Genomic DNA, 11,819 nt, shown 5'->3' on the forward strand with positions numbered 1-11,819 from the left:
TAATTGTGGAACCCACAGCTACAACCGCACAGAACAAGTTATTAAGTACTTCGGTCACTTGGGATGGCGAGTCTAAGTATATAATTTAAGGAGGTGCCACAAGCATGTACGCAATCATCAAAACTGGCGGTAAACAAATCAAAGTTGAAGAAGGTCAAGCAGTCTACATTGAAAAATTAGACGTTGAAGCTGGCGAAAAAGTTGTCTTCGACCAAGTTGTTTTAGTAGGCGGCGAATCTACAAAAGTAGGAGCTCCTATCGTTGAAGGTGCAACTGTTGAAGGAACTGTAGAAAAACACGGCAAACAAAAGAAAGTCGTTACTTTCAAATACAAACCTAAAAAACATTCACACCGTAAACAAGGTCATCGTCAACCTTACACTAAAGTTGTCATTGACTCAATCAAAGCTTAAAAAAGAAGGTGCCTAAGTTGATCAAAGGTACATTCACTCGAAATCAAGCAGGCCAAATCAGCGAATTTACACTGACGGGTCATGCAGAAGCAGGTCCTTACGGTAGTGATATCGTGTGTTCCGCCGTTTCCGCATTAGCCATCAGCACAGTAAATAGCTTGGATGCACTAGCAGGCGTCATTCCAAACATCGAGACGAACGATGATGAAGGTGGTTATCTTCATGTATCATTGAATCTAGATGATTCCATGACCCAAGAGCAGATGAATATCTCGCAAATTTTGTTAGAGCATTTATTATTAGGCTTGCAATCAATCGAAACTGAGTATTTGGATTTCATTGAAATCCTTACAGAATCTAAATCATAGGAGGTGCAGCTCATGTTATTGAATATGAACTTACAATTATTCGCCCATAAAAAAGGTGGCGGTTCAACTTCTAACGGACGTGACTCAGAGTCAAAACGTTTAGGTGCTAAACGTGCTGACGGTCAAACTGTTACTGGTGGATCAATTCTTTATCGCCAACGTGGTACTAAAATTTTCCCTGGTGTAAACGTAGGTATCGGTGGCGATGACACATTGTTTGCTAAAGTTGACGGCGTGGTACGTTTCGAACGTAAAGGTCGCGACAAAAAACAAGTGTCTGTATACCCAGTCGCTCAAGAAGCTTAAGAATGTTGAAGTCCTAATCCTGTTCGCAGGGTTAGGACTTTTTTTTCGCTTCTTTTTCTAACTTAAGTTACTATTTTAGTAAGGAAAGAAGTTTGAGGTGTTTTTTTGTGAGCAAGAAAGAACGAACAGTATTAATTTTTGGCAGGATCGCATCCGTTTTATCAGTACTGATGTATGTATCATATATCCCGCAAATTATGAGCAACTTAGCGGGGAATAAGGGGAATCCGATTCAGCCGATGGTAGCGATGGTTAACTGTATCTTTTGGGTGATTTACGCATCGATGCAAAAGAAAAAGGATTATCCGATTATCATTGCCAATGTACCTGGTGTATTTTTAGGAGCAATCACATTTATTACGGCATTGCTATAGCCTTTCGAAGAACTGTACAAAGGAGTATTTAAAGCGGAATTTCTGCTTTAGATGCTTCTTTATTTTGCTTGTATTTGAAATTATTTTTTTCTGCTTCATTTTTATCCAAAATTATTTAAAATTGGGTGAATTATTGTGCAATTATGAGTAGATTATCGATAGAAAGTCCGTTGTTTTCCCTTGTGGAAAGGACTAGAATGGAGAATAAGAATATCAATTTTAAAGCAGGGGGATAGAATGAAAATTATTGTTTTGGGTGCTGGTAAAGTGGGTAAAGCCTTGACTCAGCATTTATCTGACGAAGATTATGATTATGATGTAGTTGTAGTCGATTTATACGCAGAAAAGGTAGAAGCGATCGTTAATCAGTATGATGTATTGGGTGTGGTAGGTGATGGTGCAACCTACGATATATTGGCGGAAGCAGGTGTCGATGACACGGATATTTTTATCGCTGTGACACAGTCTGATGAATTGAATATTTTGGCTTGTTTAATGGCGAAAAAAATGGGTGCCCAAAATACAATTGCTCGGGTTCGTAACCCAGAATATTTGAAACAGCGTTCTTTTATGCGTGATCAGTTGGGCTTATCCATGATCATTAATCCAGAATTGGAAGCAGCGAATGAAATTCGCCGTATTCTGTTATTTCCTTCAGCGTTTAAGGTAGATACTTTTGTTGGTGGAAAAATCGAATTAGCTGAATTTCGTTTGAAAGAAAATGCACGCTTGATTGGGGTTCCCTTGAATCGGTTGTCGAAGGTATCTAAAACCAATGTTTTGATTTGTGCTGTTCGTCGCAAGGGTGAGCTGATTATCCCAGATGGCAACTTTATCCTTGAACAGGGTGATCGCATTCATGTCATGGGGCAACATCGAGATTTGGTTCGCTTTTGCCAAGATATTAATTTGTTTGAGCAAAAAACCAAGCGGATCATCATTGTTGGTGGTGGGCGGATTGCGTATTACCTGGCCCGTCAACTAAGTGAACATGGTATTCAAGTTAAGATTATTGAAAATGATCCAAAACGTTGTTTGGACCTCTCAATCAAACTTCCTGAAGCCACGATTATTGAATCGGACGGCAGTGATGAAGAGGTTTTGATTGAAGAGGGGATCGAATCTGTTGATGCCTTTCTCGCATTAACTGGACTTGATGAAGAAAATATTGTGATCTCGTTATATGCGAAACAAATGAAAGCCAAGAAGACCGTGGCTAAAGTCACGCGGACAAATTTCATGAATGTCTTGGATCAATTAGACATTGATAGTATTATCTCACCTAAGAATATCATCGCCACACATATTCTAAGGTATGTTCGCGCGAAAAATAATAAGGATGACGATAGCAGCGTGAAAACACTGCATCATCTGTTTAATGATGATGTGGATGCGATGGAATTCGTCGTAACGCCGCAAACGAGCTTCTTAAACAAAAAAGTATCCGAGGTGAAATTAAAAAATAATATATTGATAGCTGCAATTTCTAGAGAACGAGGGTTTGTTATTCCAAAAGGCGACACAGAGATTCGCCTAAAAGATCATATCGTGATCATTACTACGGATCGGAAAATTTGTAGTTTGAATGATCTGGTGAGGAGATAGCGGTGAAGCACTATGAATAAGAAAATGGTTGTATTTACTATAGGCAAATTGTTAAAAGTAGAGTCTATTCTATTGCTTCTTCCGTGTATTGCCGGACTGGTTTATCATGAAAAAGAGAGTGTATCGTACGCCGTTGTGGCAGTATTTGTCTTTATTGTTGGGACACTATTAAGTTGGAAAAAACCTAAGAATCGCAATATTTTTGCTAAAGAGGGGTTCTTTATTGTAGGGGTCAGCTGGACATTGCTATCCTTATTTGGTGCGTTGCCCTTTATGCTGTCTGGAGAGATTCCATCGTTTACGGATGCTTTTTTTGAAACGGTCTCCGGGTTTACAACAACTGGTTCTTCAATCCTGCCCACACTTAGTAATATCAGCCATGCAAGTTTGTTTTGGCGAAGCTTCACGCACTGGATTGGCGGCATGGGTATCTTAGTATTTACTGTAGCTTTTATTCCGATAGCTTCTGGAAGAACGATGCATATTCTAAAGGCGGAAATGCCAGGCCCGATTATTGGTAAATTGGTCTCGAAAGTACGTGTGACGGCCCGCATTCTATATGTGATCTATACTGTGCTGACGCTCGTTCAGATTATTTTATTAGCTTTTGGCGGTATGCCGATTTTTGATAGTATGCTGAATTCCTTTGCAACCGCAGGAACAGGCGGTTTTTCCATGAGCAATGCTGGGATTGCTGGGTACAACAGTGCCTATATTGATGGGGTTATTACAGTTTTTATGATTTTATTTGGGATCAATTTTAATTTGATTTATTTCTTTTTAATCGGAAAGATTGCCCCTGTACTGAAAAGTGAAGAGCTGCGCGGGTATTTAGGTGTTATTGCAGCAGCAACAATTTTGATTACGGTAAATATTGCTTCTCAATATCCATCATATCTGAAGGCGTTTCGGTATGCTGTATTTCAAGTTGCTTCGATTATTACGACAACTGGTTTTACTACCACAAACTATGATCATTGGCCGCTGTTCTCGCAAACGATCTTATTGCTGTTAATGTTTATCGGAGCCTGTGCCGGATCTACGGGTGGCGGAATCAAGGTTTCACGAATTCAAATGCTGATTAAACATGCGCTTCAGGAAATGAAAAAAGTTGTTCATTCACGAAGCGTGACATCGTTAGAGTATGATGGAGAAACCATTGCCCCTAAGACGATTGGGAATATTCATGCGTATCTGGTTCTTTATCTAATCGTTTTTGTGGTATCACTGTTGATACTTTCACTAGAAAATATCAATTTCCAAACGATTTTTTCTGCTGTAGCAACATGTATCAATAATGTTGGTCCAGGTTTCAAGGCGGTTGGTCCTACGGGGAATTTTGGTTTTTTATCTGATCTTTCTAAGTGGACATTGTCTTTTGCCATGTTGGCAGGCAGATTAGAAATGTTTCCTATCTTATTACTCTTTTCAAAATCTTTCTGGAAGAGTTAAAAAAAGATACTTCTTTTAAAGGTCTTATCCGGTGTTTGGATAAGACTTTTCTTATGTCTAAGTTTCTGGACATAAAATTGAGGTTTCCTTTGTTGAAATTACATATTATACTTTGATTGGCAGATCTACAGAATAATAAATAATTTTTTTCGATTAGAAAAAGAATCTAGGTTATTCTCTTTATATAATAGAAGAAACTCGGTATGAAAACGTCGTTTGAAAAATGAGGTACTAAGAAGTTATTAAAAAAGTTAAAATTATTTAAGGCAGGAAGCATAAATTCCCAAAAACTTTCAAATTTAAAAAATATAGTGTATTATTTTACAGCAAAATATTTGACATTTTAATAAAAACTATAGATGATTGATAATATGGAATACACTAATAAAGAAGGTGACTGAATGGAACGACGAATTGACCGCATTTATCGCTTTGTTTCGGAAAATCCCAATGTAACGACGAAAGATGTTGCGGATTCATTGGATATCCAACGGACAAATGCCAGTAAAGATTTAAATCTCCTTGTTAAGGACGGGCAACTGAGTAAAAGTGAAGGAAGACCCGTTCGCTATTTTATTTCGACCCAGTCAGTAGAAATGTCGTTTGATAAAGAAGTCCCTCCAGTCAAAACAACAGCTGTGGAGCCGCCAGAGAAAAAGATTTTGAACCAGAATACCGGAAATGTTTTTACCCAGATTATTGGTTCAGCAGGCAGTATGCGTAATGCTGTCGAACAAGCAAAGGCGGCTATTTTATACCCGCCTCGCGGATTAAATTGTCTGATCACCGGACCAACAGGTTCTGGTAAAACGTTCTTTGCCCATGCGATGTTTCAGTTTGCTCAAACAGAAGGTGTTGTTGAATCCGATCGTGAGTTAGTCGTTTTTAACTGTGCCGACTACGCAAATAATCCAGAATTATTGATGAGTCATTTATTTGGTTATGAGAAAGGTGCCTTTACTGGTGCAGATATCGAAAAGGACGGTCTGATCCAGCAAGCCGATGGCGGAATGCTGTTCTTGGATGAGATTCATCGTTTGCCGCCAGAAGGTCAAGAAATGATTTTCTACTTTATGGATCATGGAACCTATAGCCGCCTAGGGGAAACCGGCAAAAATCGGTTCGCTAATGTCCGGATTGTGGGGGCAACCACAGAAGATCCTCATTCAGCATTATTAGATACATTTGTCCGCCGTATTCCGATCAATATTCAAATGCCTGCCTTTAGCAGCCGACCAGCAGCGGAACAGCTAGATCTAGTTCGTGTGATGGTAGCGATGGAAGCGAATCGAATCCAGCGAAAAATCACATTGACCGAAGATGTTGTGAAGGCATTGCTGGGCAGTGTCTCCTATGGAAATGTCGGACAGTTAAAATCTAATGTACAGTTGATTTGTGCTCGTGGATTTATGAATCATATGATGCAAGAAGAAATTCATATTACATTGAATGATCTAACAGAGGGAATCAAAGCCAGTTTAGTTCAGCTCTCTGCGGATCGGATTAAGTCAACGGACATCTCGCCATATCTTGAACCAGAAATGGTTGTGACGCCTAATGAGATCGATGAATTAATCAAAACAGATACCTATGAGCTGCCGTATAATTTGTATGATATCATCGGTGATAAAGCAGCTCTATTAAAAACAGAAGGCTTGGATCAAGAAACCATCAATCATTTTATCTCTACAGACATTAATGTCCATTTGAAATCATTCTATAAAGACCATGGTTTTACCTTTGATACGGAGACCCGATTGACCGAGTTTGTCGATAAGCATGTAATTGAAGTCAGCAATAAAATCGCCGCGCTTGTCAGTGAACGTTTGGAGACCCATTTCCAGCAAAATTTCATTTATGCGATGAGTCTTCATATTTCTTCCTTCTTGAAAAAAATTCATGTGGGAGAAACGCGTGAGACTAATGCGAATATTCGCGAAATGGCAAAAGATTATCCGACTGAATTCACGGTTGCTCGTGAAATTCGTCGACTAGTGGAGAAAGAGTTCCAAGTCGTGATTCCTGATAGTGAAGATTACTATTTAACGGTCCTACTGGTTTCTTTGCGAGAGGATCAATCTTCTGGCAAGATAGGTGTGGTCGTGGCAGCACATGGAAATAGCACTGCAACATCAATGGCACAAGTTGTTCGCGAATTACTAGATGTCTCAAATATTATTTCTGTTGATATGCCGTTAGATATGCACCCGCGCGTCGCTTATGAAAAAATGCGTGAAGCCGTAACCCAAATCGATGAGGGCAGCGGTGTATTGATTATGGTAGACATGGGTTCGTTAGCGACCTTTAATGAGGAGATCGAAAAAGATACGGGAATCGAAGTTTGCACATTAGACATGGTCACAACCCCTTTGTTGATCGAAGCAGCTCGTAAATCGAGTGTGTTAGGCTCAGGTGTAGACGAACTATACGAATCCTTGCAAGGCTTCCGCGGTTACGGCCGCGTTATTCAAGAAAAAAATGAGCCTCAGGAAAAACAGGCAATTTTAGCAATTTGCGCCTCTGGTGAGGGAACGGCACAGCGCTTAAAAGAAATCATCGAGCGCCCATTGAAACAACGAAACTTGAAACATATTCATGTCTTAACACTAGCTGTTGCGGATATTAAAACTAAGGTTCCAGAGTTTAAAGAAGACTTCAAAATTTTGGCAACGACCGGGATCATGGATCCTAAAGTAGGAGCGCCATATATTCCAATGGAGAAATTTATTAATCAAAAAGCCGATCAGATTCTAGATGAGCTTTTACTGGAGAATGATTTGTCTGAGCAAGAGGAAGTTGTCTTAGACGCAACTAAGGCTCGTGAATTGTGTATTAATTTTATGAAAGAAAGTTTTACCTTCATTAATCCGAATAAATTGATCGATCCACTTTGGCGTCTTGCTGAAACGGTGATAACCAGTGATGGAGAATCCTCTCATTATGCATTGATGGTAAATTTTGTGATGCACATGGCAGGTACGATTGAACGTGGGATTTTACAGCAACCATTGAAAATTGATGAAGAATCAGAACGTATTTATCAAAGTGTTACAGATAATGTTGTAATGAATCGTGGCCTCAATGAGTTAGAAAGTCAGCTGCGAATCAAGATTCCGACTTCAGAACGCTACTATATTTATCAATTGCTTAAGAATAATGAAGAAATTAAAGTATAAATAATACACAAAAAAGGATACAGTATTCTGTATCCTTTTTTGTGTATCGCTATAAATGCGATAAATAAAGAATTCCTTGTTAGTGTATTTTGGCACGATACTTGCTTTATTATAAGTGAGTACGTGTATGATACTGTACTCAAAAAAATGTAGCACAAGTCTTTTAGCGTCTGAGCCTTGTAGTAGCAGGAGGTGGTGGGATGGTAATGGATATTCGACTCACTCGTATCGATGATCGTTTGATTCATGGTCAGGTAGCGACAGTTTGGTCCAAAGCAACAGGGATCGAGCGAATCTTAGTGGTTAGTGATGAAGTTGCGAATGATGAGTTGCGTAAGTTCCTCCTGAAACAAGCCGCACCACCAGGGATCAAGTCCAATGTCGTCACAAAAAGAAAACTGATTGAAGTGTATCAAGATCAATTGTTTGATGGAATGAAAATTATGTTGTTGTTTGCTTCTCCGCAAGATGTAGTCGAGGTCGTTGAAGCAGGTGTTGACTTAAAATCGGTTAATATCGGCGGAATGCGATTTAGTGAAGGAAAGAAAATGATCACGAATTTTATTTCTATTGATAGTGATGATGTAAAATGTTTTCTTGAACTATCAAAGGCGGATGTCGAATTAGAGATTCGTCAAGTGCCGACAGACCGGAAAACAGATCTGATGCAATTGATCAAAAAAGAGAAGATGCTGCAGTAAATTAATTTTGGTTACAGGTTTTTAGAACTTATTTATATTTTTGAGCTGTAACAATAATAGTAGGAGGTATAAAGATGGTAGGAATTATCATTGCCAGTCATGGTGAATTCGCTAATGGTATCTTGCAATCCGGAGCGATGATCTTTGGAGAACAAAAAAATGTCAAAGCAGTAACTTTGATGCCGAGTGAAGGTCCTGATGACGTTAAGGCAAAAATGAAAGAAGCAATCGCCTCTTTCGAAAACCAAGACGAAGTATTGTTCTTAGTCGATCTTTGGGGTGGAACTCCTTTCAATCAAGCGAATAGTTTGTTTGAAGAACACAAAGACACGTGGGCAATCGTTGCCGGTATGAACTTACCAATGTTGATTGAAGCTTATGCTTCACGTTTCTCGATGGAAACTGCACATGAAATTGCTGCTCATATTTCTGCAACAGCAAAAGAAGGCGTAAGAATTCGTCCAGAAGAATTAGAACCAGCTGAAGCGGCTCCAGTAGCGGCAGAAGGAAATCAACCAACAGGAGCAATTCCAGAAGGAACTGTTTTAGGTGATGGTCACATCAAGTTTGTATTAACTCGTGTGGATTCTCGTTTACTTCATGGTCAAGTTGCAACTGCTTGGACGAAAACAACTGGTCCTAGTCGGATCATTGTTGTTTCAGATGCGGTAGCTAAAGATGATCTTCGTAAGAGATTGATCGAACAAGCTGCTCCTCCAGGCGTTAAGGCAAACGTTATCCCAGTTGATAAAATGATCGAAATTTCAAAAGACCCTCGTTTCGGAAATACAAAAGCGTTGTTACTATTTGAAAATCCTCAAGATGTATTGCGTGCTGTTGACGGCGGCGTTGATATTAAAGAAATCAATGTTGGATCAATGGCTCACTCGGTAGGGAAAGTCGTAGTAAGTAAAGTATTGTCAATGGGTCAAGACGATGTTGATACTTTTGAGAAATTGAAAGCAAAAGGAATCAAGTTTGACGTACGTAAAGTGCCAAATGATTCTCAAGACAACATGGATGAAATCCTGAACAAAGCAAAAAATGAATTAAAAAACGCTTAAGCAACATAATTAACTTATATAGGAGGGCTTATAATGTCTGGTATTTCAATGGTATTAGTAGTAATCGTTGCCTTTCTAGCAGGTATGGAAGGGATTTTGGATGAATTCCAATTCCACCAACCGCTAGTGGCATGTACATTAATTGGTTTAGTAACCGGTAATTTAGAAGCTGGGATCGTTCTTGGCGGCTCACTTCAAATGATCGCCTTAGGTTGGGCAAACATCGGGGCTGCCGTAGCACCGGATGCTGCATTGGCATCTGTTGCGTCTGCAATTATTTTAGTTTTAGGTGGTCAAGGGGTTAAGGGCGTTTCTTCAGCTATCGCAATCGCTGTTCCTCTAGCCGTTGCTGGTTTGTTCTTAACAATGATCGTTCGTACTTTAGCCGTTCCAGTTGTTCACTTTATGGATGCTGCAGCTGAAAAAGGTGAGATGCGCAAAGTTGAAATGTGGCACATCATCGCTGTATGTATGCAAGGTGTTCGTATCGCGATCCCTGCAGCTGCACTATTAGTAATTCCTGCTGACACTGTACGTGGATTCTTAGAATCAATGCCTGCATGGTTGACAGATGGTATGGCTATCGGTGGTGGTATGGTTGTTGCCGTTGGTTACGCTATGGTTATCAACATGATGGCTACAAAAGAAGTATGGCCATTCTTTGCAATTGGTTTCGCCATTGCAGCACTTTCTGAATTAACGTTGATCGCACTAGGTGTTATCGCAGTTGCATTCGCTTTGATCTACTTGAACCTACAAGAAAGCTCTGGTGGTGGATCTAATGGTGGCGGAGGCAATACTGGAGATCCGCTAGGCGACATTTTGAATGATTATTAATCTTGAAGGAGGAAAATAAAATGGCAGAAAAAATTTCATTATCGAAAAAAGATCGTTTAGCCGTTGCATGGCGTTCTACCTTCATTCAAGGTTCTTGGAACTATGAACGTATGCAAAATGGTGGCTGGTGTTATGCAATTTTACCAGCGATCAAAAAATTATATACAACAAAAGAAGACCGGACAGCAGCAATGCAACGTCACTTGGAATTCTTTAATACTCACCCATATATCGCTTCACCTATCATGGGGGTTACACTTGCACTGGAAGAAGAACGTGCAAATGGCGCACCAGTTGATGATGTAGCTATTCAAGGGGTTAAGGTTGGTATGATGGGACCTTTAGCCGGTGTTGGTGACCCAGTATTCTGGTTTACTGTACGTCCGATGTTAGGTGCCTTAGGTGCTTCTCTAGCTTTAGCTGGAAATATCTTAGGACCAATCATCTTCTTCCTTGCTTGGAATATCATTCGTTGGGCATTCATGTGGTACACTCAAGAATTCGGCTACCGTGCGGGTTCTAAAATCACTGATGACCTTTCAGGCGGATTGTTACAAAAAGTTACTAAAGGTGCATCTATCCTAGGTATGTTCGTTCTAGGAGCATTAGTTCAACGGTGGGTAAATGTGAAATTTACACCGATCGTTTCAACTGTAAAACTAGACAAAGGTGCTTATATCGAATGGGATAAATTACCTGCTGGCGCTCAAGGAATCAAGGCTGCTTTAGAGCAACAAGGTTCTGGTCTTGCATTAAATAGTTCTAAAGTAACTACTTTACAAGATAACTTAGACTCATTGATCCCTGGTCTTGCTGCGTTGCTATTGACATTACTTTGCATGTGGTTATTGAAGAAAAAAGTTTCTCCAATCGTTATCATCTTAGGTTTGTTCGTAGTTGGTGTTGGCTTGCACGTATTAGGTATTATGTAAGAAAGTCATCGATAGAAAATGCTCGGGCTTGCCCGAGCATTTTTTGCTTAATACTAAAAAAATAAGTATAATAGTCTAACAGATACATATATGGAAATGGAGTAGGTCTAATGGTTCAGTCAATCAATACAAAGGTCGATTTGACGATCGATGCTACCTCGTACTTAGGTGTTGCTGATTATGGGAAAATTATGATTGGTGACAAAGGGTTTGAATTTTTTAATAATCGCGATGCTAGAAAATTTGTTCAAATACCTTGGGAAGAAGTGGATTATGTTGTTGCTTCTGTTGTTTTCAAGGGCAAATGGATACCTCGTTATGCGATACAAACAAAAAAGAATGGCACGTACTCATTTGCTTCAAAGGAACCAAAAAAGGTTTTGCGAGCGATTCGTGAATATGTCGATCCGGACCACATGGTTCAATCATTAGGCTTTTTCGATGTCATTAAACGCGGGGTTCGCAATAAGTTAAATAAATAGAAAAAAGTCGTTTATCTTTGTGATAAGCGGCTTTTTAATTTTGGCACAAACTTCTGTGCCAAAGCTCTATCTACATTTCGTTGAAAGCGGATACCACAGGAGCTATGAT

At 39.6% G+C, this 11,819-nt stretch carries 12 protein-coding genes and 1 other annotated feature; all 12 genes read left to right on the forward strand.

Going from position 1 to position 11,819, the window contains the following annotated elements; genetic code table 11:
* Positions 1–12 precede the first annotated feature (12 nt).
* Positions 13–84: a sequence feature (ribosomal protein L21 leader region), on the forward strand.
* A gap of 20 nt (positions 85–104) precedes the next feature.
* The 12 genes from rplU to IGI38_RS01660 all read left to right on the forward strand — a co-directional run bounded on the left by rplU (position 105) and on the right by IGI38_RS01660 (position 11,710).
* On the forward strand, positions 105–413 hold the full coding sequence (gene rplU, locus IGI38_RS01605) for a 50S ribosomal protein L21 (protein ID WP_010740661.1): 309 nt from the start codon (positions 105–107) through the stop codon (positions 411–413).
* Positions 414–430: 17 nt separating this feature from the next.
* A complete protein-coding gene (locus IGI38_RS01610) occupies positions 431–781 on the forward strand; it encodes a ribosomal-processing cysteine protease Prp (protein ID WP_438725903.1) in 351 nt (116 codons plus the stop codon).
* A gap of 12 nt (positions 782–793) precedes the next feature.
* Positions 794–1,087: a 50S ribosomal protein L27 gene (rpmA, locus tag IGI38_RS01615; RefSeq protein ID WP_010745708.1), complete on the forward strand. Its 294-nt coding sequence runs from the start codon at positions 794–796 to the stop codon at positions 1,085–1,087.
* 107 nt (positions 1,088–1,194) lie between these two features.
* On the forward strand, positions 1,195–1,461 hold the full coding sequence (locus IGI38_RS01620) for a SemiSWEET family transporter (RefSeq protein WP_438725905.1): 267 nt from the start codon (positions 1,195–1,197) through the stop codon (positions 1,459–1,461).
* 237 nt (positions 1,462–1,698) lie between these two features.
* Complete coding sequence (gene trkA / locus IGI38_RS01625) at positions 1,699–3,066, forward strand: Trk system potassium transporter TrkA (protein ID WP_438725907.1); 1,368 nt, start codon at positions 1,699–1,701, stop codon at positions 3,064–3,066.
* 12 nt (positions 3,067–3,078) lie between these two features.
* A complete protein-coding gene (locus tag IGI38_RS01630) occupies positions 3,079–4,518 on the forward strand; it encodes a TrkH family potassium uptake protein (RefSeq protein ID WP_438725909.1) in 1,440 nt (479 codons plus the stop codon).
* A gap of 401 nt (positions 4,519–4,919) precedes the next feature.
* Positions 4,920–7,694 carry a sigma-54-dependent transcriptional regulator gene (locus tag IGI38_RS01635; RefSeq protein WP_438725911.1) on the forward strand — a complete coding sequence of 925 codons (2,775 nt, stop codon included), beginning with the start codon at positions 4,920–4,922 and terminating at the stop codon, positions 7,692–7,694.
* A gap of 200 nt (positions 7,695–7,894) precedes the next feature.
* Positions 7,895–8,395, forward strand: a complete 501-nt coding sequence (locus tag IGI38_RS01640) for a PTS system mannose/fructose/N-acetylgalactosamine-transporter subunit IIB (RefSeq protein WP_438725913.1) — start codon at positions 7,895–7,897, stop codon at positions 8,393–8,395.
* A 74-nt stretch (positions 8,396–8,469) separates the two neighbouring features.
* Complete coding sequence (locus IGI38_RS01645; RefSeq protein WP_438725915.1) at positions 8,470–9,459, forward strand: mannose/fructose/sorbose PTS transporter subunit IIA; 990 nt, start codon at positions 8,470–8,472, stop codon at positions 9,457–9,459.
* A gap of 33 nt (positions 9,460–9,492) precedes the next feature.
* Positions 9,493–10,296, forward strand: coding sequence for a PTS mannose/fructose/sorbose transporter subunit IIC (locus IGI38_RS01650; RefSeq protein ID WP_438725917.1), 804 nt, complete (start codon positions 9,493–9,495; stop codon positions 10,294–10,296).
* 20 nt (positions 10,297–10,316) lie between these two features.
* Positions 10,317–11,228 (forward strand): PTS system mannose/fructose/sorbose family transporter subunit IID, encoded by a 912-nt coding sequence (locus tag IGI38_RS01655; protein WP_438725919.1) that lies wholly within the window; start codon positions 10,317–10,319, stop codon positions 11,226–11,228.
* Between the two features lie 110 nt (positions 11,229–11,338).
* Positions 11,339–11,710: a DUF956 family protein gene (locus tag IGI38_RS01660; protein ID WP_438725921.1), complete on the forward strand. Its 372-nt coding sequence runs from the start codon at positions 11,339–11,341 to the stop codon at positions 11,708–11,710.
* Positions 11,711–11,819 lie beyond the last annotated feature (109 nt).

The organism is Enterococcus sp. AZ128, assembly GCF_051714485.1.
Classification (GTDB): Bacteria; Bacillota; Bacilli; order Lactobacillales; family Enterococcaceae; genus Enterococcus_A.